Source organism: Pantoea sp. QMID4 (assembly GCF_030270445.1).
Lineage (GTDB): Bacteria > Pseudomonadota > Gammaproteobacteria > Enterobacterales > Enterobacteriaceae > Pantoea > Pantoea vagans.
The window spans coordinates 56,096-76,780 of sequence record NZ_BSXL01000001.1 but is presented as its reverse complement, the minus strand read 5'-3'; the positions used below and the strand labels follow the sequence as shown (position 1 = coordinate 76,780).

Annotated in this window: 20 protein-coding genes, 1 other RNA gene and 2 pseudogenes; 13 read left to right on the top strand and 10 right to left on the bottom strand. The window is 49.4% G+C overall.

The annotated features are described in order from the left end of the window. Nucleotides 1–138 precede the first annotated feature (138 nt). A complete protein-coding gene (gene bamE, locus QSK07_RS00380) occupies nucleotides 139–486 on the top strand; it encodes an outer membrane protein assembly factor BamE (RefSeq protein WP_098052587.1) in 348 nt (115 codons plus the stop codon). 91 nt (nucleotides 487–577) lie between these two features. Here the strand turns inward: bamE and QSK07_RS00375 are convergent, their stop codons facing one another. Both QSK07_RS00375 and QSK07_RS00370 read right to left on the bottom strand, forming a co-directional pair. Next, the gene (locus QSK07_RS00375) at nucleotides 578–871 is read right to left on the bottom strand and encodes an RnfH family protein (RefSeq protein ID WP_098052586.1); all 294 of its coding nucleotides are present in this window, start codon (nucleotides 869–871) and stop codon (nucleotides 578–580) included. Beyond that, nucleotides 864–1,298 (bottom strand): type II toxin-antitoxin system RatA family toxin, encoded by a 435-nt coding sequence (locus tag QSK07_RS00370; RefSeq protein ID WP_013358774.1) that lies wholly within the window; start codon nucleotides 1,296–1,298, stop codon nucleotides 864–866. The genes QSK07_RS00375 and QSK07_RS00370 overlap by 8 nt, the downstream gene beginning before the upstream one ends. 158 nt (nucleotides 1,299–1,456) lie before the next feature. On the opposite strand from QSK07_RS00370, the gene smpB reads away from it, so the two are divergent. From smpB to QSK07_RS00355, 3 genes are all read left to right on the top strand, one after another. After that, entirely contained in the window at nucleotides 1,457–1,939 is a 483-nt protein-coding gene (gene smpB / locus QSK07_RS00365; RefSeq protein ID WP_033733561.1) for an SsrA-binding protein SmpB, read from the top strand. A 43-nt stretch (nucleotides 1,940–1,982) separates the two neighbouring features. Then, nucleotides 1,983–2,344, top strand: a transfer-messenger RNA (tmRNA) gene (gene ssrA / locus QSK07_RS00360). A 192-nt stretch (nucleotides 2,345–2,536) separates the two neighbouring features. Continuing rightward, nucleotides 2,537–3,724 carry an integrase domain-containing protein gene (locus QSK07_RS00355; protein ID WP_285720162.1) on the top strand — a complete coding sequence of 396 codons (1,188 nt, stop codon included), beginning with the start codon at nucleotides 2,537–2,539 and terminating at the stop codon, nucleotides 3,722–3,724. 46 nt (nucleotides 3,725–3,770) lie between these two features. On the opposite strand, the gene QSK07_RS00350 is transcribed toward QSK07_RS00355, so the two are convergent. The 4 genes from QSK07_RS00350 to sid form a co-directional block, all read right to left on the bottom strand. Next, entirely contained in the window at nucleotides 3,771–6,344 is a 2,574-nt protein-coding gene (locus QSK07_RS00350; protein ID WP_285720161.1) for a DEAD/DEAH box helicase, read from the bottom strand. A gap of 4 nt (nucleotides 6,345–6,348) precedes the next feature. Beyond that, entirely contained in the window at nucleotides 6,349–7,293 is a 945-nt protein-coding gene (locus QSK07_RS00345; protein ID WP_285720160.1) for a HamA C-terminal domain-containing protein, read from the bottom strand. A gap of 306 nt (nucleotides 7,294–7,599) precedes the next feature. Then, on the bottom strand, nucleotides 7,600–7,851 hold the full coding sequence (locus QSK07_RS00340; RefSeq protein WP_140029724.1) for an ogr/Delta-like zinc finger family protein: 252 nt from the start codon (nucleotides 7,849–7,851) through the stop codon (nucleotides 7,600–7,602). Next, entirely contained in the window at nucleotides 7,848–8,564 is a 717-nt protein-coding gene (gene sid, locus QSK07_RS00335; RefSeq protein WP_285720159.1) for a capsid size-determining scaffold Sid, read from the bottom strand. The genes QSK07_RS00340 and sid overlap by 4 nt, the downstream gene beginning before the upstream one ends. 521 nt (nucleotides 8,565–9,085) lie before the next feature. Here sid and QSK07_RS00330 point away from each other — a divergent pair. Genes QSK07_RS00330 through QSK07_RS00305 form a run of 6 tightly spaced genes read left to right on the top strand, consistent with a single transcriptional unit; the run spans nucleotide 9,086 to nucleotide 13,050 of the window. Next, nucleotides 9,086–9,343: a helix-turn-helix transcriptional regulator gene (locus QSK07_RS00330; RefSeq protein ID WP_285720158.1), complete on the top strand. Its 258-nt coding sequence runs from the start codon at nucleotides 9,086–9,088 to the stop codon at nucleotides 9,341–9,343. Continuing rightward, nucleotides 9,340–9,588, top strand: a complete 249-nt coding sequence (locus QSK07_RS00325; RefSeq protein WP_285720157.1) for a hypothetical protein — start codon at nucleotides 9,340–9,342, stop codon at nucleotides 9,586–9,588. Before QSK07_RS00330 ends, QSK07_RS00325 begins: the two co-directional genes overlap by 4 nt. Before the next feature lie 13 nt (nucleotides 9,589–9,601). After that, nucleotides 9,602–10,129, top strand: a complete 528-nt coding sequence (locus QSK07_RS00320; RefSeq protein ID WP_285720156.1) for a host cell division inhibitor Icd-like protein — start codon at nucleotides 9,602–9,604, stop codon at nucleotides 10,127–10,129. Then, nucleotides 10,126–10,392, top strand: a complete 267-nt coding sequence (locus tag QSK07_RS00315) for a hypothetical protein (RefSeq protein WP_058781704.1) — start codon at nucleotides 10,126–10,128, stop codon at nucleotides 10,390–10,392. The genes QSK07_RS00320 and QSK07_RS00315 overlap by 4 nt, the downstream gene beginning before the upstream one ends. Further along, nucleotides 10,379–10,720 carry a DUF5375 family protein gene (locus QSK07_RS00310; protein WP_285720155.1) on the top strand — a complete coding sequence of 114 codons (342 nt, stop codon included), beginning with the start codon at nucleotides 10,379–10,381 and terminating at the stop codon, nucleotides 10,718–10,720. Before QSK07_RS00315 ends, QSK07_RS00310 begins: the two co-directional genes overlap by 14 nt. Nucleotides 10,721–10,734: 14 nt before the next feature. After that, nucleotides 10,735–13,050 (top strand): primase-helicase zinc-binding domain-containing protein, encoded by a 2,316-nt coding sequence (locus tag QSK07_RS00305; RefSeq protein WP_285720154.1) that lies wholly within the window; start codon nucleotides 10,735–10,737, stop codon nucleotides 13,048–13,050. A gap of 132 nt (nucleotides 13,051–13,182) precedes the next feature. Here the strand turns inward: QSK07_RS00305 and QSK07_RS00300 are convergent, their stop codons facing one another. Next, entirely contained in the window at nucleotides 13,183–14,148 is a 966-nt protein-coding gene (locus QSK07_RS00300) for a toll/interleukin-1 receptor domain-containing protein (protein WP_285720153.1), read from the bottom strand. A 663-nt stretch (nucleotides 14,149–14,811) separates the two neighbouring features. Between QSK07_RS00300 and QSK07_RS00295 the strand changes: the two are divergent. Next, nucleotides 14,812–15,788 (top strand): annotated as a pseudogene (locus QSK07_RS00295) (primase-like DNA-binding domain-containing protein); the annotation flags it as partial. Between the two features lie 60 nt (nucleotides 15,789–15,848). After that, nucleotides 15,849–16,059 (top strand): annotated as a pseudogene (locus tag QSK07_RS00290) (sugar kinase); the annotation flags it as partial. A gap of 29 nt (nucleotides 16,060–16,088) precedes the next feature. On the opposite strand, the gene QSK07_RS00285 reads toward QSK07_RS00290, so the two are convergent. Continuing rightward, complete coding sequence (locus QSK07_RS00285) at nucleotides 16,089–17,234, bottom strand: phytanoyl-CoA dioxygenase family protein (protein WP_285720152.1); 1,146 nt, start codon at nucleotides 17,232–17,234, stop codon at nucleotides 16,089–16,091. Nucleotides 17,235–17,386: 152 nt separating this feature from the next. On the opposite strand from QSK07_RS00285, the gene QSK07_RS00280 reads away from it, so the two are divergent. Next, nucleotides 17,387–18,403, top strand: coding sequence for a substrate-binding domain-containing protein (locus QSK07_RS00280; RefSeq protein WP_285720151.1), 1,017 nt, complete (start codon nucleotides 17,387–17,389; stop codon nucleotides 18,401–18,403). A gap of 31 nt (nucleotides 18,404–18,434) precedes the next feature. Here QSK07_RS00280 and QSK07_RS00275 read toward each other — a convergent pair whose 3' ends face one another. Continuing rightward, entirely contained in the window at nucleotides 18,435–19,607 is a 1,173-nt protein-coding gene (locus tag QSK07_RS00275) for a Gfo/Idh/MocA family protein (protein ID WP_285720150.1), read from the bottom strand. Then, nucleotides 19,600–20,670, bottom strand: coding sequence for a sugar phosphate isomerase/epimerase family protein (locus tag QSK07_RS00270; RefSeq protein ID WP_285720149.1), 1,071 nt, complete (start codon nucleotides 20,668–20,670; stop codon nucleotides 19,600–19,602). The genes QSK07_RS00275 and QSK07_RS00270 overlap by 8 nt, the downstream gene beginning before the upstream one ends. Nucleotides 20,671–20,685: the final 15 nt, after the last annotated feature.

The window sequence follows — 20,685 nt, the reverse complement described above, 5'->3', positions numbered from 1 at the left end:
TTTCCAACGGCGAAAAGGTTTATTATCATCGGCACTTATGTCGCCAGAGTAATAAAGCCTGCCGCAGGCAGAGTTCAGATTTTGATGGCAAGAAAGCCGCCTGTTAAAGGCGTTTGGCCCCGGAAAAGGAATGTATAGATGCGCTGTAAAACGCTGACTGCCGCGGCAGTGGTAATGTTGATGATGACCGCCGGATGTTCCACCTTAGAGCGCGTGGTCTATCGTCCTGATATCAACCAGGGTAACTATCTGGTTGCCAACGATGTGGCCAAGATCCATAACGGTATGACACAGCAGCAGGTGGCTTACACGCTCGGTACGCCGATGATGAAAGATCCGTTTGGCAGCAACGTCTGGTATTACGTTTTCCGTCAGGAGCCAGGTCATGAGCGCGTGAAGCAGCAGACGCTGACGCTGACCTTTGATGGCAACGGTGTTCTGACTAACATCGATAACAAGCAGAATCTGTCAAAAAATAACGACTGATTTCACGACAGACCGTTTTAAAGACAGCAAAAAAGGCGCATTGAGCGCCTTTTTTATGCCTGTTATCCGCTGATTCTGGCAATATAACGACTTATTTTTTGCTTTCTGCTGCTCGCTCTGCGCGCTGCCTGCGTAGCTCTTTTGGATCGGCAATCAGCGGACGATAGATCTCAATGCGATCGCCCTCCTGAACCACATCATCCAGTTTCACTGGCCGACTGTAGATGCCGACCTTATTACTGGCGAGGTCAATCTCCCGGCGCAGTTCAGGCAATCCAGACTTCAGGATGGCCTGTTCAACCGTGCTGCCCTGCTCCACTTTTACGTAAAGCTGATACTGCTTTTCAGGCAAGGCATAGACTACCTCGACGGAAATATCAGGCACGGTAGACCTCTTTGGCGCGCTGAGTGAAGGCCTGCACCATGCTGTTGGCCAGCTCTTTGAAGATACGTCCAAAGGCCATCTCTACCAGCATGTTGGTGAATTCGAACTCCAGGCTCAACTCAACCTTACAGGCATCATCGCCCAGCGAGACGAACGTCCAGCCGCCGGTCAGTTTGCGGAACGGCCCATCAACCAGTTGCATATGGATGCTCTGGTTATCCGTCAGAGTATTGCGGGTAGTAAACGTTTTGCTGATGCCCGCCTTCGACACATCCACGGATGCCGTCATCTGATTATCAGACGCATCCAGCACGCGACTTCCGGTACAACCCGGCAGGAATTGCGGATAGGCATCCACGTCATTTACAAGTTGGTACATCTGCCCGGCACTAAACGGGACCAGCGCCGAACGACTAATCTGAGCCATAATGGTTCCTGTTCATCACAAAACCGCTGAATAATAGCATTTTCAGCGATTAAACAAAAATGTCCCCGAGTGAGGGTGTGCTAGAATATCCCGTTTCCTGCTGCCCCGCTGGACTGGGGATGCGATAACCGACTAAGTGATGTAAAATACGCCGCACTATGACAAAGAAAAAAGCACACAAACCCGGTTCTGCCACTGTTGCCATGAACAAACGCGCCCGCCACGAGTACTTCATTGAAGAGGAGTATGAAGCGGGATTGTCGTTACAAGGATGGGAAGTTAAGTCACTTCGTGCCGGTAAAGCCAACATCAGCGACAGCTATATTCTGCTGCGCGATGGCGAAGCCTTTCTATTCGGTTCAACCTTTCAACCCTTAGCCGTTGCCTCCAGTCACGTGGTCTGTGACCCGACGCGCAGCCGTAAGCTGCTGCTGAAGCAACGTGAACTCGACTCCCTGTATGGCCGCGTCAACCGCGAAGGTTACACCATCGTGGCACTGTCGCTGTACTGGAAGAATGCCTGGTGCAAACTGAAGATTGGTGTTGCACGCGGTAAGAAAGAGCACGACAAGCGCGATGACATCAAAGACCGTGAATGGAAATTAGACAAAGCACGTATCATGAAGAATTCAGCGCGCTAAGCACTGGATTTTAAGCTGTTTAGTTGCTAGTATTTGAAGTTCTGGGGCTGATTCTGGACTCGACGGGATTGTGAAGCCTTAGGAGCATGCCGAGGGGCGGTTTGCCTCGTAAAAAGCCGCAAAAAAATAGTCGCAAACGACGAAAACTACGCTTTAGCAGCTTAATAACCTGCTCTTAGCCTTCTCTCCCTAGCTTCCGCTCTTAAGACGGGGATCAAGAGAAGTCAAACCCAAAAGAGATCGCGTGGATGCCTTGCCTGGGGTTGAAGCGTTAAATCTAATCAGGATAGTCTGTTAGTGGCGTGTCTGTTCGCAGCTAACCGGCGAATGTAAAAACCGACTAAGCATGTAGTGCCGACGGTGTAGTAATTTCGGACGCGGGTTCAACTCCCGCCAGCTCCACCAAAATTCTTCAAAGATGGTTCCAGTGCCATCCGCAGAAGTCCTGAAAGCCCGCACGGCACAAGCCCTGCGGGCTTTTTTGTGTCTGTAACCTTCCGAGACGATCCGCCTGAATCCAGAGATAATTGGTACACGAATTGGTACACGCTATAATGGGGGCCAAAAACGTGTACCAATTATGGACGGAAATCAGTCATGGCGCGGATCACACGCCCCCTTACTAATAACGAAATCCTCAAAGCTAAGCCTCAAGAGAAAGATTTCACACTGCATGATGGTGACGGCCTTTTTATGCTCGTCAAAACATCTGGTAAGAAGCTGTGGCGTTTTCGCTACCAGCGACCAAATAGCAGCAGTCGCACAAATCTCAGCCTTGGCTCTTACCCTGCCCTAACGCTCGCTGCCGCACGCCAAATGCGTGACCAATATCTTTCGCTGCTTGCACAAGGGATCGACCCGCAGAAGCAGCAAGAGGAAGTTTCAGAGCAGCGCCAAATCGAGCTGGATAGCATTTTTTCAGTTGTGGCCGGGCGGTGGTTCCTGATTAAAAGCAAAAGCGTCACGGAGGATTACGCGAAAGATATTTGGCGATCGCTGGAGAAAGACATCTTCCCTACGATTGGTGAGATTCCTGTCCAAACGCTCAAGGCCAGAACGATTGTTGAAGCATTGGAGCCAATTAAAGCTCGCGGTGCGCTTGAGACAGTTCGCCGGTTAGTGCAGCGCATTAACGAGATTATGATTTACGCGGTCAACACAGGGTTGATTGATGCCAACCCTGCCTCAGGTGTAGGCATGGCTTTTGAAAAGCCTAAAAAGCAAAACATGCCCACGTTACGGCCTGAAGAATTACCAAACCTGATGCGTTCTTTAGTCATGTCGAATCTTTCTGTTCCGACTCGCTGTCTTATTGAGTGGCAGCTCCTGACTCTTGTGCGCCCTTCTGAGGCTTCAGGTGCTCGGTGGGCAGAGATCGATCTTGAGGCAAAATTATGGACGATTCCGCCTGAGCGGATGAAAGCTAAACGCCAACACATTGTTCCTCTCTCGCCTCAGGCTATAGAGATTTTGGAAGTGATGAAGCCCATTAGCGCTAATCGAGAACATGTTTTCCCAAGTAGGAACGATCCGAAACAACCGATGAATAGCCAAACTGCAAATGCTGCTTTGAAACGAATTGGATACGGTGGAAAACTAGTTGCACATGGGTTGCGTTCTATAGCAAGCACAGCTCTAAATGAGGAAGGCTTTAATGCTGATGTAATTGAAGCGGCCTTAGCTCATTCAGATAAAAATGAAGTAAGAAGAGCTTATAATCGTTCAACATACTTGAGCAACAGAGTAGAATTGATGGATTGGTGGGGAGTTAAGGTTAAAAAATAATAAATTAGCAAATAAGGAGAAAACCCCTTATTTGCCCAATCGTTCCTTACAAAACAAGACCATTGATAACACTGAATATTTCAAACTTAACTAATTCAGGGAGATCATCAAGTATATTTTTGTTATTTTCAATCCAACTAGCACATTCTATTTCATCCAAGCTGTCTGAACTTATATATTCTGATATCATAACAGCGGATGTACGTGAAAAACCCAATCCAATCAAAGAGATTTGTGTTTTCATGCTTACGCCTAGTTCAAGATAAACACCTATGTCGTCTATCTTTTCTACAAGATCAGCCCTATTGCTATTAATGTAAAAACTTTTGAGAAGATCGTTATAGCAAGTTAGTAGTCTAGGTGCGTGATATCTCGCTATTTTCTCAACATCTTCCATCACATTACGTATTATAGTAGGCTCTTTATATTCTTTTTTACTCTTCCTAAGATAACCAATTCGTTCTGATATTAGCCTTGCAAGTGGATAACCTCGCATCCAATTCAGGACTAACAGCGCAACAACGAATGCACCTTTAGAATTATGTCCAAGCTCAAGACTCATTGTTAGGGATATTCGAGTAAATGCAGAAACGTATGATGATAAAGCATCCTTGCTAGCGGGGTCAGCAAGTAGTAGTTTGTGCATCGAGTCGTTATCATAAGAATGAAATTTCTCCCACAACGACTGCATCAATATAGGACTTATTCCGGGATTACGCGAAACTATCGATAGAGGAAAATCCAATCCATCTAATACTTCGCTAATCTTTTCGTTTAAATATTCAACATTATCTAAATTATATTTCTCTATGTATGGGTTATTTTCTAACCCCTCATGCAAGTATGAGGATATGCACAAATAACTCAATAAACTTTGAAGCTGTGGGTTACGCTTAGTCATTCCATAATGATGTGGTGAATCAATATAATCAACAATATTGTCAACTTCTGCCTTCAAACTATCTGTAGCTCTCGTTATTTTTATGTTTTTTTTATTTATAGGCGGAGTTCCATTCCAAAGCTTATCAAGATTTGTATCAATGCATATAACATTCCCTTGGAACTCTTTCCCCCACCTACCAGCCCGGCCAGCCAGATTCCAAAAATCGTCATCTTTCATCGGTTTACCACTACCTTTCTTGGGGCCTCTTATAAAGATGTTTTTACATGCCATATTTACACCCTCAACCAGTGTTGAGGTGCAGACTAAGTATTTCAACATCCCGAGGGAAAACAATCTTTCAATTTCACTTTTAATAATTAATGGCATATTACCATAATGAAAAGCCACTCCTTTAGTTAAGGTAACATTGAGTGCATAGCGCTCATGAATCACTTTTTTACTGAGTTCAATAAGATCCTCTACTTCTTTACTTATTTCAGAACTCACTATGCCATCAGCTATCTGCTTTGCTGTTTTTTCAGCATCAGCAGCTCCATTCACATAGACAACGTTACCTGATGTATGTCCACCTAACGCCAATGCTATAAAAGGTAAACGTTTACTGTCTGGGGATGGTTTATTATCAAGATGGAAATCACCTATGTGGTGTTTTTGGCCTCGTATAAATAAATACATAGACCAGTCTTTAGCTGATCCTGGCCCTTGCTCAATCCATATTAAATTCTGGTTTACAGTGACATAACTGCTTTTAACAATATCTTTTTTTCTACCGTAAGGTGCATCAATTAATAGAATTTCTGGATTTGAAGTAAATGGACTCGCAAAAACCACCTTAATACTTTGATTTCGAGAACAACTCATTTCAAGAACATATTGTAAGAAAACTCCCCGATGAGAGTCACCAATCTTATGAGCCTCATCTATGACAAGTAAATCTATTTTAAATTCATCACTTAAGGAATTGTTAAATATATTCAACCTTTCCTGAGTGAACACAAAAAGATTAACGCTGTCTTTTTTAAAAGAACTTTTCAACGGCAGTGTTTGAATATTAATGGCACCATTTCGATTCGGATCTAAGCGATTAATTAATGAATTATAAACCTCAGTAATTAGAGCCCTCGTAGGAACGATGTATACTACAGTGCAGAATCGGTTTTTTTCAATATATTCCTCAACCCAAGATTCTAGGATATAAGATTTCCCGACAGATGTTGGAGCCGATACACTTACCCATTCATTATCTGTAACAGCATCCCAAAACTCAGCTTGAAACTTATTCGCACGAATATACTTATCCGCACCAACCTCAATTGTATGCTCGATCCTTCTTTTTGTTGACTCAAGTTGTCCTGCTAAAGGAAGTCTTTTTTCGAAATCACTTCTTAGTAGCCCTTTATTCAATGCTAGCTGTAAAGTGGCATTATTGGACAATGCATCCAAGATTAACGCAGCACAATCTTTTCTTTGGTCACTCACATCGTTCTGAAGACAATATTGAGCGATTCTTAACGCTGCATCTTGACATATATCGTCATCAGAGTGAGAAAGTATACTGCCACAAGTCAACAAGTAGCTTATATTTATATTGCCATTTACTCCTTCACTGCAGGGCACAATCACCGGAAACTGGTCTTTAACAGACTTCTTGCTAAGTTGCTCAAACTCAGCAAGAAAACCTGAATTATTAACTAACCATTTTGGTAATCCTTTCATTGAATCAATCCCCACTAAATGACTTTAATAAAGTTTTCCTAAACTCCTCAACAGAGGGGAACGGAAGTAAAAACACATGCATTGAAAAATCATTCAGCTTTTCTTCTATTAATCTCTTGTGGATGCTTTTTTGCCAACCTGCAAGCTTGCTATTGAATCCATCAACCAGTGTATTAAGGGACATTTTGTTGGGATCTGATGGATAATCATCTATATCAAAACCTACTAAACAAACACCTCTATACTCTAACTTATTGAAACAAGGATCGTCCGGGTTTAGATATTTTTTCAGTGCACATTCTAAATCTTCATCATCAACATTCATAAAGTCACTAAGTAATTGAATATCTCTTTCTTCGGCACTGCCAGCCCCCATATTTCCAGTAATTATCGGGGTGATACTTTTCATACACTGATAGATAGCGTGTGTTAAATCAGAATAAAGTTTAGATTCCCCCCAATACAAACATAACTTTTCTGTTTCTTTGTCCACCCCAATATGTACTGCATCTGCACCATGAAAATGCATCTGAGAACTGGTTTTGAGATTCATCTTGCATATAATCTGGGGTAACTTCAAAAACTTTTCTGCAAATAAGAAAAGTATCAACTCCCCCCCCTCTCCGCTATTCGAAAGACGTGTAAATAACCCCATAGCTTGAGAAAACAACTTAGCTATTTTCAATGTTGAGTTTGTTTCTTGTTGATATTTTATTGCTTCATTAATTTTCTTCCTAGGGATTGCATAATCGATGATATTACTAACTAAATACTGAACTAGAGCATCAACTTTAGGCCTGCCATTTCCATCAAGATTGATGCAATGAAAATGGCATGATGCTGAGGTCCCCTCAATCAAGCAATGTGTCTTAACTTCGTGAAAATAGCTATTTATCGTATCCCCATCATTCCTAACTAATTTTTCCAATGCGGAATGTAGCGCATCCATAAAACGTCCCTTTAATCGTTAGATTTTAAGATAGTTCTAATCGATTTTAAGGAAAATCTCCAGCGCGCAATGCTATCCCCGCCACGCCTGCCCGCTTTATGCATCGCTTTTCATGCAGATGCATGATACGGGCTGGACCGCGCCCGCTGTGGCCTGAACGGGGGAAAGCGGTGCATGATTTTGCATGCAGATCCATGCACGCTATGCATGCACTGCTCTTTACAAAGCGGCTGGCCAGAAAAAAGGCTTCTGGAAGAGAAAAGATGGACACAAAAAAGCCGCTGGTGTAGCAGCGGCAGTGCAGGATTAATGAACCTGGCGGAATGCAGAACCATAACGGCCCAGCGTCTGACGTTCTCTTGCCGGTTCCGGCGGTGGTGCCGGTACTTTTTCCGGCTGTGGCGGTGCGGTGATGACCTTTGTGATGCTCTCATTCGTCTTGAAAGTACAGGAGCAGTCCAGGTTAGTGCACTGGTGATAACGCTCTTTTACCTGCTCGGACATATAGCGGCTCGATTTAGTATGTGCCGCGCTTTTGCAGTAGGGACAGTGCATCATTTCTGGCTGCCCTCCTGAAGTTTTGCACGCTGCGCCCGGATTGATTCAGCCAGCTTCTGGCGACGCATAGGATGGCGGTAAAGCTCCATATCAATACCGGTAAGCGGCGGGCGATACAGACCAATATTCTCCAGCAGCGGAGCCTCATTTAGCATGCTGTCTGGCAGAGCAGCAGCCGCCCGCGTCAGCGCTTCACCGACCAGATAAGCCACGTCCTTAATACTATCCCGGTCGTCTCCGGCAAACGTCGGGGAAAGCTCTTCACGACGGAGACGCAGCTTAATGGCCCACAGCAGCGACGGACTTACGTTACGCAGGGTTGACTGCCAGTGCGCATCCGCGAACCCGGTAAAAGCCTCCCGGTGCGATTCAACATACTCTTTCCCACTGCCGCAGCATTTCAGCATCGCCTCCTGCTTATCCAGCGCCAGCTCTTTCAGCAGCCCGCCGAACTCATCGGCCAGTTCCCGGCTGGCGATGCGCTGAGAATGTTCGGCGCGCAGCTCGTCGGTGAGATTGCCTCGCAGGTTGCGAAAGCTCGTGCGCCAGTTGCTCTCGGCTTCTTTCCCTGCCTCGATGGCTGCCTGCTGTTCTTTTTCACAGCGGGCGATATCGGCGCAGATACCGTTATAGGCTTTCATCCTTTCGGTATGTTCAGCGCGGGCTTTCTCGAAGCGTTCCAGTGATGCAGGTTTCTGTTCCGGGGTGGTCATGATTGTCTCTCATCGTCTGTAAAGGATGAGGCCATTCTGTCGTGTACCACAGGACAGCGCATTTCATTGCTTTCCGCCTGTCGATGAACAAACAAGGGCATAACCGTTAGGGGATGGCCCTTAACTGATAATATTTCTTATATAACTGTTCACTGGTATTCACTGAGATAAAAAAGATAATAAATACAGTAATTAATGCAGTGAATACTTTTAAGTTAAGTCTTCACAGAGTATTCACCAGTGTTCACACAGTCTTAGACAACAGCTTTTTTCTGGCGAGCCTTTTCCAGCGTTTAATCCTATCAATAACATCCTTTTGATTGCCTTAAACTTGCAAATGGCAAATGTTTGCAGTTCATTGCAATTTAATGGCAAACGATGGTTAAAAAATAATCACTCGTACTTATCTCAGCAAGCCGGACACTTGTTTACTTACCGAAAAATATTCTCAAAATAGGGGGTTACCTGAAGACACCACCGGAACCGGACAGTACCGGCCGGACTCACAATGAGGTAACACCATGCACGCAGTTTCATCCTTACCGGCCCCTGCCATTCCCGCAATCCGCGATGCCGTTTTCCCGCGCGACCGCTTTATGCGCCTGCCGGAAGTCATCAGCACCTGCGGCCTGTCACGCTCGACCATTTACGACTTAATCAGCCGGGAGCAGTTTCCCTCACAGATTTCCCTCGGCGGTAAAAACGTCGCCTGGCTGGCGTCAGAGATTGACGGCTGGATGCAGGCCCGCATCGCACAGCGTGCCGGAGGTGCAGCGTGATTTCGCTGAATTTTGGCACGAAAACCTTTCCGTTCACCCGCGAAGAAGTCGCCTTTGTTGCGGAAAGTCTGACGGCGTCGGTCAGCGGCAAACCCGCCACGGCATCAGCTTTTACCAGCGGGTTGCACGACCATATCTCCATGCTGAGTCAAAAAGCGAAGCCTGCCAGGCAGCGGGCGAAAAAAGAGAACCGGGAATTCCGATCAAATCCGCCGCAATCCGATCACGTCCTGACCGGTTGCTGAGGAAATAGCCCCGATGTGTGAAAAAAGGCTTTTCTCTGGCGAGCGGCCGTTATACAGTTTTTGTGCTGCCGCAAAATCGGCAGCCGGGCGTAGGAACCCGTGTTACTCAATGGCGACACCAGACGCGCCATGCGTCTTTTTTTGTGTCTATGCCTCAGCGCACCCATTATCCGGGCAACGGTTCTTTCGCCGTTGCGCCGTCTGCGTAATGGTGGCCCGGGCGGGGCAGCCTTCGGGCTGGCCGGTATCCATTGAGGCCGGTATTCCTACCCCCGTCCGGGCTACCACCCATGAGCGTAGGAACTCCGGTGGTAGCAGTAACCGCTACTCGATGGAGATTGTCCTCATGACAACGGTCCTTACTGCCGCTCACTCTCAATTCACCTTTATTTTTGCCGCCGTGCGACGCACTGATGCCGCCGCCCGACCCTGCATGCTGCGGACCGTGGCATACGATGAGCGCAGCGCCCGTGCCAGCCTCGCCCGCGATTACGTGCTGTCCTTTGCCGGTCGCCTGCCGGTTAAGGCGGTGGCCGCATGAACACGCTCACAAAGCGCCTGAATAACAGTGAGACCTATCCCATTCCCCACGCTGACTATCTGCGCCTGCTCCACGCGCATGCGGTCGGCGTGACCGTGCTTGATATGTTCGACTCGGTGAACGGTATGAGCGCACGAGGCTGCGTGCCGGACGGCGCGGCGCTGGCCTCGGTCGTCGCCCTGCTCACCGATCAGCTCGGTAAAGTCGTTGAAACCTGTGAATCCCGCATGTTAGCCACGGAGGCCCGCCATGATGACCGTTAATCACTCATGCCTGCCCGTTGAGGTACGCACCGCCGTTTACCGCCGCGCGCTGGCGCAGGGCTACCTGAATGCCTGCAAAAACCTCGGCATCACCGTGTCAGCGACGCTCGATGAGCTTCAGATGACCATCGCCCTTGAGCTGGAAGGCTTCTATGTGCGCCGTCACGGCCCTGATGCAGGCATGGAGATGGCCTGCACCATGCTGGGCGATATGGTTGAGCCGGACCTGCTGACCGCACCGCCGCGCCTGACGCAACTCGGCGTCACCATGATGGATGAACTTTTCCGTAGCCAGCTTGCGGCCGCCAGCCGCATCACGCTGCACTGAGGGAGAAAATGCAGATGAAACATATCGTCTCTGACACCGTTAAGGCGGCCACCGGATTCTGGCCGCAGCTTCTGCCTGCCCTCGGTATCAGCGTGCTCGCCGGGGGGCGACACGGTGCCTGCCCGGCGTGCGGCGGTAAAGACCGCTTCCGCTTCGACAATCAGGACGGGCGCGGAACGTGGCTCTGTAACCAGTGCGGGGCCGGTGACGGCCTTAACCTGGTGGAAAAGGCGCTCAGTATCAGCGCTAAAGAGGCCGCCATGAAGGTGGCCGGAATGCTCGGCACGCTGCTGGAGTCAGCCCCGGTTATGCATGATGAAGCCGCAGATAAAAGCCGCGCGCAGGCAGACGCCGCCGCACGGGCGCAGGCACTTATCGCCGCCGCAGTCAGTCGCACGGACAACGCCTACCTTTCAGCGAAAGGGCTGCACGGTACGCAGGCGCTGACGCTTTCTGATGCGCTGCGCTGTGGTGGCATCAGCTTTGCCGCCGGGGATGTGCTCATCCCGCTGACCGGCGAAGACGGCACGGCCGTTAACGTGCAGCTCATCAGCACGGAAGGCGACAAGCGCACACTGCCCGGCGGACAGGTGAAAGGCACATACTGGCTGACAGGCGAGCCGGATGGCAAAGCGCTGTGGCTCACTGAAGGATACGCAACCGGCCTGACCGTGCACCGGCTGACCGGCCAGTCGGTATACGTGGCGCTGAGCGCCAACAACCTGCCCGCGCTGGCAAAGCGGCTGCGTGAGTCATACCCAGGCGCGATGATGCTGATTGCCGCCGATCGCGATGACAACGGCACCGGCCAGTTAAAAGCAGAGGAAGCGGCAAAAGCCTGTGGCGGGAAAACCGCACTGCCGCCGGTTACGGGTGACTGGAACGACGTGTGGCAGGCGCAGGGCGACATCGCCACGCTGGCGCAGCTCACCGACTTCACGCAGCCGCAACCACTTAGCCCGTTTGAATCCGTCAGCGAGGCTGACCTGAAGGCCATGAGCGCCAGCCAGAAAGCCGAGCTGCTGGTCGCCCATTACGGAGAGGCGCTGGCCGTGCCGCCGGTCGGAGAGGAAATCTGCCGCTATGAAAACGGCGCATGGCAGGTGATGGAGGCGAAGACGCTACGCCGGGAAATCGCCGCGCTGTTTCAGAAGGTGCGCGCACCGTTCTCGGCCGCCGGGATCGGCAGCGTGCTGGACACGCTCAAGCTGATGGTGCCGCAGATGGGTGAACCGTCCCGCCGCCTGATTGGTTTCCGTAACGGCGTGTATGACACCACAACAGGCACCTTCAGCCCGCATCGCCGCGAAAACTGGCTGCGCACGGTCAACAGCGTGGACTACTCCGCGCCGCGTCCCGGCGAAAATCTCGCAGACCACGCACCGCACTTTTACCGCTGGTTAACGCGGGCTGCCGGACACAATCACGATAAGCAGGAGCGCATCCTCGCGGCGTTATTTATGGTGCTGGCAAACCGCTATGACTGGCAGATGTTTCTCGAAGTCACCGGCCCCGGCGGCAGCGGTAAAAGCGTGATGGCCTCCATAGCCACTCTGCTGGCCGGAAAAGACAACACCACGTCAGCCACCATCGACACGCTGGAATCCTCACGCGAACGCGCCAGCGTAGTGGGATTTTCACTAATTATCCTCCCTGACCAGGAGAAATGGAGCGGCGACGGTGCGGGCATCAAGGCGATAACCGGCGGCGATGCGGTAGCAATCGATCCGAAATACCGTGACGCTTATTCAACGCATATCCCGGCGGTGATTCTGGCGGTAAATAACAATCCGATGCGCTTCAGCGACCGCAGCGGCGGCGTTTCGCGCCGCCGGGTTATCCTGACGTTCCCGGAAGTGATACCGGCAAAAGAGCGTGATCCGCAGTTGCTGGACAAAATCAGCACCGAGCTGGCCGTGATTGTTCGTCACCTGATGCAGCGCTTCTCATCACCAAACGAAGCGCGCGAGCTGTTGCAGGCGCAGCAGACTTCCGGTGAGGCGCTGGATATCAAACGACAGGCCGATCCTCTGGTTGATTTCTGTGGATACCTGATGCCGCTGAGCACGCCAAACGGGCTGTTTATTGGTAACGCCAATATTCGCCCGCTGAATCCGAAGCGCTATCTCTATCATGCCTACCTGTCATTCATGGAGTCACGCGGCCATCAGCACCCGCTCAGCCTGACGGCTTTTGGCCAGGCTGTGCCGCAGACGCTGAAAGAGTATGAGCGGGTACTGCTCAAGCGCAGAACGAATAACGGCATACAAACTAATCTCACGCTACATGAAGACAGCGAAGCAGATTGGTTGCCCGCATGTAGCGTCTGATAACATCATTACATGTAAACCGGCTTAGGCCGGTTTTTTATATTTGATGCAATTATTAATGTCAGCCAAGGTCCGCTAAGAGCGAATAGCGGGCTTAACTTGATTACCAGTCCTGATAAGAAGAATCCTTAGTTAAGATTTATTTTTACTATCAAATCTTTCAGCGATTTTTCCAAAGAGTTCAATAAAACGTGAGTCGATTTTATCTACATCAAGATGCGACAAATCTGACGACCCTGAAGTATTCCAATGTTGGAATACTTCTTTTAATTCAGATTGAGATATTTGCGTAGAGAAAACGCGCATATAGAACTTCCCGAAAGAAATTGCGTGCAGGCGATCGGCGTTCTTCAAAGCTTCTAATTGATGAGTTTTTGCCATTAAAAATGAATATCTTGCCAAGCCCAAAAGTAACGCAACAACCGTTACGCCCTTAATGGCATCGAAAACCAATCTAGTGCTATCAAGAGGTGATTGTACAAATGAACGTTCAGCTAAATACCAAAGAATAAATACGAAAATGACAGAAAGTACTAATGCCGCATATCCAGCGAAATGCCATCTTGACGATAATTGGCGACCAGCTTTTTCGCGCACCTTAAGATCCTCAATTGTTTCGCTTATGTAATCGGCTGATTCATCTTTAAGAACTTTTGCTCGAATTTCTTTTATCTCTTCTTGAGCTAGTCGGGCTCCTTCGAAGCGGCTGATAGCATTCACAATTTCATGGACGAGGTATGTCATATCATCAGAGCGTGCGAACAATGCTTGGAACGCCCCAAGATCGCTATCACTAAGTGCGTCTTTATCCAGTACCACTGGCAAAATAAGCTTATCCCGATTGCTATGAGCTACATAGGATATAGCGCCAGTAACCTCTATATTAAAATAGTAAGACTTATCACTATGTTCAGTAACAAGTGCGATAAATACATCCGCATTTTTTAAATGCTTTAGTATATCTTCTTGCCAATGAGCCCCAAGCTGAATCGATTGCTGGTCCAAAAAAACCTTATATTCATGTCGATTTAGTTCTTCGGTTAGCTTTTTTGCAATTAAAAAGTCTTCTCTCGCATAAGATATAAATATATTGGTCATGATATCTCAACTTTTATCGTCATCATTACGACATCTATATTAATTTTCCTATCTCAGAACTATAGTGGAGATACGAAATAATGATCGCTATAGAATACACATTACCAAATGTTAACAGATTTTAAAATGATTATTCTTTAGAGGCCACGATGATACATAGGTGGTTAAGTTGAACTAAGGAAAGCCAAAGCTGCCAAGCATACGAACGTCCGCTTTTGGCACAAAGTGGGCCATTGACAACAGCAGCGCCTAATAACTTCATATTATGCATAGTGGCTCAGGTCGCTTTTTGTCATCTTGTCTAAAGTGTTCACCAAAAGTGCACATTAGTATACATCCCGCATCAAACCATTCACCCTCCAAGCGATTGAAATTAATATATAAAATCCAAAGGTGAACAGTGTGAACACTTTTCTCTAAAATCTTTTTATTTTGGATCTAGCGCCGGGCATTCGTTACCCTTTACTTGGCGCTCCGGGATATGAGATCCAATAATTGGTACACGTTTAGGTACACGGAACAAAGTTGAATTAGATAAAAACACATTAATACATGAATTTGCGAGTTTTGTTCAGACTCCGCCAGCTCCGCAGAAGTCCTAAGAGCCCGCACGGCACAAGCCCTGCGGGCTTTTTTGTGTCTGTAATCTTCCGAGACGATCCGCCTGAATCCAGAGATAATTGGTACACGGTAAGATGTATCCCAAACACGTATACCAATTCATTCAGAAATGTCTCCTATGGCAAGGACTACGCGCCGCACTTCTGGCAGTGGCTCGACTGTGCCGCCAAACACGACCCGGCCAGACGTGACATCATTCTGGCCGCGCTGTTTATGGTGCTGGCGAATCGCTTTGACTGGCAGTTGTTTCTGGAGATCACCGGCGGCAGCGGCAAAAGCATCATGGACGAAATCGCCACCATGCCGGCCGGAGCGGACAACACCACATCCGCGACCATAGAGACGCTGGAGTCATAGCGCAAGCGCGTGGCAGTGATTAGCTACTCGCTGATAATTCTGCCCGGTCAGGAAAAGTGGAGCGGCGACGGTACTGGCATCAAGGCGATTACCGGCGGTGATTTCAGGCGGTAAACAATCCGATGCGCTTTACCGACCGCAGCGGCGGCGTATCGTGTCGCCGGGTTATCCTGCAATTCCCGGAAATCATCGCGGCAAGTGAGCGCGTTTCGCAGTTAAAGGAAAAAATCAGCGGCGAGCTGGCCGTTATCGTGCGCCAGCTGAAGCAGCAGTTCAGCCAGCCGCAGGACGCAAGGGTGCTGCTTGAGTCGCAGCAGAACTCAGATGAGGCCAGTCGCATAAAACGCGACGCGGATCCGATGGTGAACTTCTGCGGCTATCAGTTCACCACGTCGGAGCCTGATTCGCTTTTTATGGGGAACGCCAGCATTCGACCCTTACAGCAGAGACGCTATCTTTACCATGCCTATCAGGCTTACATGGAGGCGAACGGTTACAGAAGTCTATCCAGCATGAAGATGTTCAGTTTGTCGCTGGAAAGCATTTTGCGTGAGTACGGGAATCATTATCTGAAACGGCGCACGAAACTTGAGATGCAGACCAATCGAGATCTGACTGAGGAAAGCAGCAGCGACTGGTTACCAGAGTCTGACGCCGTCTAATTTGTTGCTTAACAAATAAAACCGGCTTAAGCCGGTTTTATTCAAGATCGCGATGATCGTGATGCCGAAAGCGTGATCATCGTCGGCATGATGCCTGCCGCGCTGCTGGAAAAAATCACTCGTCGCCTGCAGCCGCTGTATTACGTGGTGCGTGGCCGCTATCTTAACGGCACCCGTTGCAAAACCGGCATAACTGGTAGCGATACCGCCGTTCTGGGAGCCGCCTATTTTCGACAAATTTAATCCGCAGTTTCAGATGTTAATAAAGTGATCAGGCCGGACAATTGCCCGGCTGGCGCTTTACGCTTCCCTTCTGGTACGTTGCTCATCCAGTCTTTGATCGAACTGGCTGGCGCTCCACTCTTGCTGCACCGCTTCGTGTACCAGTGCTTGCTGAGTCTGCGGCACCATCCCATCTAACGGAGGATCGGTGTCGAGATTGGTGGGGAAGGAATAACCCCGCGCTGCCACGTTGATCACGGTGTTCAGCTCGTGCTGGGTGAGCTGGCTATTTTTCAGTAGGGGGTAAATCAGCTTGAGTAACTGCTCATGGTTAACTTTCTCCATCGGCACGCCAAATGCGGAGGAAATCTGCAGCAGATTTGCGGTCCTGACGTGATCAGTGGTGGTGTTGTTACCTGCGGCATGGAACAGGGCTGGGTTAAAGAACAGACCATCACCTTTTTCCAGCGGAAGCTGGACGTAATTTTGGTTAAAGAACTCAACAAACTCAGGAGCACGATAGGCGATATATCCCAGCTCATACTGATGCGACCACGGCAATAAACGGGTCGGGCCCGACGCCAGTGGCATGTCAGTGTGCGCCACGGCACCTTGCAACGTTAGATATTGCGAAAGAATCTGTACCGGAACGGGAAATTCTGCGGCGAAGACGCTTTGCTGGAAGCCAAGGTGGTAATCCCTGTGCGGCTGCTGAGCTTCACCGCCGGGGCGCACCTGATTTACTTGCGAGGTCATGCACCACGCCGGGCCCAGCCAGGCCTGACAAATTAACTCCAGCGTCGGATTGGCGTAGTAATCCACGAAGGTTTGCGGGCTGGTTTCACCCAGTTTTTGCAGCGCATTCCAGATACGACCATTGTTGCCCGCACGCGAGAAATGATCGGCCTGAATTTTGGATTTGGCCTCATTGCTCATAATGGTTTCGAAAACCTGCGAGGTGCGATCAATAAGGTCAAGATCGCTGTATAACCCCCGCACCACGAACACACCAGGACCGTATGAGAGGACTTTGTGCAGTTCGTTCAGCAGCGCTTTTTTATCTTTTTCTGCCGCAATATCCAGCGTGACACGATCGTAAATCAGCACGTTTGCTACTGCTTCGCTCGCCAGCGGATATTCACTGGCATCAAGCTGCTGGGTACAGAAGGTTTTGAAGTCTTCAACAGAGACCTGATCTTCACGGGCAAAATAGGGTGACGTCATAACGACCTCATTTCATTGGTGGATTAACATAGCGTTGTTAACCGCCTACACATTATCAGCAAGCGGCATGACAGGGTTGATGAGTGTTAAAATAGCAGCTACATTTCATTAACAGCACGTCAAAAAAACCTCACTCTCACATCATGTGACCTATGCCTAAATTTACCCAGAAACAGATCTCAGCTCAGTCAGGTTTAAGCCTCGCAACCATTGATCGCGCCATGCACAATCGTGGTCGCGTGCATCCTCAAACGCAGCACCGCATCAAGCAAGCCTTAGCCGACCTGGAATTGCAGCAGAAAAGCAGCCTGGCACAAGGGCGAACTCTTTATTTCGATGTCATCATGCATACGCCGGAGCGTTTCAGTGAGCTGGTGAAAGAGGCCTTCAGCAGCCAGATATCCAGTTTTGCCTCATTCAAAATCCAGCTGCGCTTCCACTGCAGTGAAGAAATGACGGTGGAAGACGTTGAAGGGCTATTGAAAAAGTGCTCGCTCAGCACGCACGGCATCATCCTCAAAGCGATGAATTCGAGTCAGCTGGTGCCAGTTATTAATAATTTGATTAAGCAGCGTATTCCGGTGGTCACGGTAGTAACAGATATCCCCGGCAGTCATCGCCTGGGTTACATCGGCATGGACAACGTTAGCGCGGGTCAATCTGCGGCCTTCTTGATGTCAAAGTGGTTAGGAAGCGAAGGAGGCACCATTGCAGCAATCACCGGCAATAAAGCTTTTGTCGGTGAGCAGGATCGCATTCGTGGCTTTCAGCAGGGCATGAAATCCTTTTCCCCACAGCATCATATTAAAGTTATCGCGGGTGGATCGGGCATCGATCATTTAATGTATGAAACCTTGCAACTATTTCTGCAGAATCATCCTCACATCGATGCGGTTTATACCGTAGGTGGAGGAAATGCCGGGATTTTGCGGGCGTTGGATGAACGTAATATTCAGCCAAAAGTTTTTGTCGGGCACGATCTGGACCGGGAGAATCGCGCCCTGATGCAGGCGGGAAAAATCGATGCGTTGATTGAGCATAATCTGCAACTGGATGCGCAACACTCCTTCAAAACACTGCTGGAGTTTCACGGATTTTTGCCGGAAGAGCGCAACTATGCGCCTTATTCGCGCATCAATATCATCATGCGCTACAACATGTACATCTAAGAAGCCTGACGGCGTCAGGCTTCTTACGGCATCAGCGATATTTCGGCTGTTTCCATACCGTTCCCTGTTGATGGCTATCGACAACCGCATCGACAAAGGCTACACCCTTCAGGCCATCATGGATTTGTGGGATAACTGCAGCAATGCCAGAAACAGCTCGCTTTTCATCACGCGCACGCAGTGCCGCAGCAAAGCCGCTATACAGATTGGTAAAGGCTTCGATATAACCCTCAGGATGGCCGGGCGGCGTGCGAGTGCGCGCCTGGGTTATCGCATCCAGATCGTCACGACCGCGTTTAATAATCTGGGTATATCCTTCTAATGAGGTGTAAATCAGTTCGTTTGGCTGCTCTTGTGCCCATGTCAGACTGCCGGTTTCACCATAAACTCGCAGCCGCAGCGCATTTGAACAACCAATCGCCACCTGTGAAGACCACAGCATACCGCGCGCACCGCCTTCGTAGCGAATCAGTACGTGGGCGTTATCGTCCAAAGCACGTCCTTCTACAAACGTGGCTAAATCAGCAATCACGCTCTCCACTTTTAAGCCGGTCACATATCCCGCGAGATGATAGGCGTGGGTACCAATATCGCCAATCGAGCCGCCGCGCCCGTTCTTTTGCGGATCGACTCGCCAGGCCGCCTGCTGATTGTTTTTCAGCTCTACGCCGGTTGCCATCCACTCCAGCGGATACTCCACCTGCACCGTTCGCACCTTACCAATCAACCCGGCCTGGACACGCATCCGGGCTTCCACAATCAGTGGATAGCCAGAATAGGTATAAGTCACACCCAGAAAGCGTCCGGTCTGACTTACAACTTCGGCCAACGCTTCAGCATCCTGCAACGTGGTGGTGAGCGGTTTTTCACAAATCACATCAATACCGGCTTCGAGGAAGGCTTTCACTATGGGAAAGTGGGTAAAGTTTGGGGTGCAGATGGCGACCACATCAATGCCGTCAGCACGTGCCGCCTCAGCCTGCGCCATACTGGCATAATCCCGATAAGATCGCTCAAGCGCGATATAGTTTTGTGCTGCAAAGCGGTGCCCCCGCTCAGCATCAATGTCAAACGCACCCGCGACCAGTTCATACTGATCGTCAAGACGCGCGGCAAAACGATGGATTCCGCCGATATAGGCACCATCGCCACCGCCAACCATGCCTAATCTGATACGACGTCCACTCAACGTTGACCTATGCATGTTCTGCTCCTTCAATACCCAAAATTTTACGATTAAGTGATTGGTCTGCCCAGGACTTACAGAAATTATCAAACGGTTTATCGGTAACACGAATAATGTGGTCGCTGATGAACTGCGCGCCTTCACGTGCGCCATCCTCCGGGTTTTTGAAGCAGCATTCCCACTCCAGCACTGCCCAGCCATCAAAGCCGTAGCCGGTCAATTTAGAGAAAATGCCGCTGAAATCAGTCTGGCCATCGCCAGGTGAGCGGAAGCGGCCAGCGCGGCTGGTCCAGGGTTGATAGCCGCCATAGGCGCCGGTTTTACCATTCGGCCTGAATTCAGCGTCTTTAACGTGGAAAGCCTTAATGCGCGGGTGGTAGTGATCGATATACGTCAGGTAATCAATGCCCTGTAATACCAGATGACTAGGGTCATACATGATGTTGCAGCGTGGATGGTTGTGAGTTTTTTCCAGAAAACGCTCAAAGGTTAAACCATCATGTAAATCTTCCGTAGGGTGAACTTCATAACAGAGATCGATTCCCTGTTCGTCGAATGCGTTAAGAATCGGTGTCCAGCGTCGTGCCAGCTCGCTGAAGCCCTCATCAATTAAGCCTTCTGGCCACTGCGGATAGGGATAGAGAAATGGCCACAGCAACGTGCCCGAAAAAGTGACGTGTTTCTCCAGACCTAAGCGGCGTGATGCGCGTGCCGCCAGATAAAGCTGTTCAGTTGCCCACTGCTGGCGTGCTTGTGGGTCATTGCGCAGACTGGCTGGGGCAAAGCTATCAGCGGGTAAATCAAACGCAGGGTGCAGCGCCACCAGCTGTCCCTGCAAATGGCTGGCCAAATCGGTCAGCTGAAGGTCATGTTCAGCCAGCACGCCAAGGATTTCATCCGCATAGGTTTGGCTCTCGGCGGCTTTCGATAAATCAATAAGGCGATGATCCCAGCTGGGAATTTCAACCCCTTTAAATCCTTTTTCCGCTGCCCAGCCAGCCATGCCAGATAAAGAGTTAAACGGTACATCGTTGCCAGCGAATTGCGCCAGAAATACCGCAGGCCCTTTAATGGTTTTCATAACTTCTCCAAATTT

Coding starts and splice junctions, on each gene's coding strand:
- QSK07_RS00330 (WP_285720158.1), top strand. CDS start 9,086: ATGCACGCAGTTTCATCCTTACCGGCCCCTGCCATTCCCGCAATCCGC.
- QSK07_RS00340 (WP_140029724.1), bottom strand. CDS start 7,851: ATGATGCACTGTCCCTACTGCAAAAGCGCGGCACATACTAAATCGAGC.
- QSK07_RS00315 (WP_058781704.1), top strand. CDS start 10,126: ATGAACACGCTCACAAAGCGCCTGAATAACAGTGAGACCTATCCCATT.
- QSK07_RS00280 (WP_285720151.1), top strand. CDS start 17,387: ATGCCTAAATTTACCCAGAAACAGATCTCAGCTCAGTCAGGTTTAAGC.
- QSK07_RS00320 (WP_285720156.1), top strand. CDS start 9,602: ATGTGTGAAAAAAGGCTTTTCTCTGGCGAGCGGCCGTTATACAGTTTT.
- QSK07_RS00270 (WP_285720149.1), bottom strand. CDS start 20,670: ATGAAAACCATTAAAGGGCCTGCGGTATTTCTGGCGCAATTCGCTGGC.
- QSK07_RS00300 (WP_285720153.1), bottom strand. CDS start 14,148: ATGACCAATATATTTATATCTTATGCGAGAGAAGACTTTTTAATTGCA.
- bamE (WP_098052587.1), top strand. CDS start 139: ATGCGCTGTAAAACGCTGACTGCCGCGGCAGTGGTAATGTTGATGATG.
- QSK07_RS00305 (WP_285720154.1), top strand. CDS start 10,735: ATGAAACATATCGTCTCTGACACCGTTAAGGCGGCCACCGGATTCTGG.
- QSK07_RS00310 (WP_285720155.1), top strand. CDS start 10,379: ATGATGACCGTTAATCACTCATGCCTGCCCGTTGAGGTACGCACCGCC.
- sid (WP_285720159.1), bottom strand. CDS start 8,564: ATGACCACCCCGGAACAGAAACCTGCATCACTGGAACGCTTCGAGAAA.
- QSK07_RS00370 (WP_013358774.1), bottom strand. CDS start 1,298: ATGGCTCAGATTAGTCGTTCGGCGCTGGTCCCGTTTAGTGCCGGGCAG.
- QSK07_RS00285 (WP_285720152.1), bottom strand. CDS start 17,234: ATGACGTCACCCTATTTTGCCCGTGAAGATCAGGTCTCTGTTGAAGAC.
- QSK07_RS00350 (WP_285720161.1), bottom strand. CDS start 6,344: ATGAAAGGATTACCAAAATGGTTAGTTAATAATTCAGGTTTTCTTGCT.
- QSK07_RS00275 (WP_285720150.1), bottom strand. CDS start 19,607: ATGCATAGGTCAACGTTGAGTGGACGTCGTATCAGATTAGGCATGGTT.
- QSK07_RS00345 (WP_285720160.1), bottom strand. CDS start 7,293: ATGGATGCGCTACATTCCGCATTGGAAAAATTAGTTAGGAATGATGGG.
- QSK07_RS00355 (WP_285720162.1), top strand. CDS start 2,537: ATGGCGCGGATCACACGCCCCCTTACTAATAACGAAATCCTCAAAGCT.
- smpB (WP_033733561.1), top strand. CDS start 1,457: ATGACAAAGAAAAAAGCACACAAACCCGGTTCTGCCACTGTTGCCATG.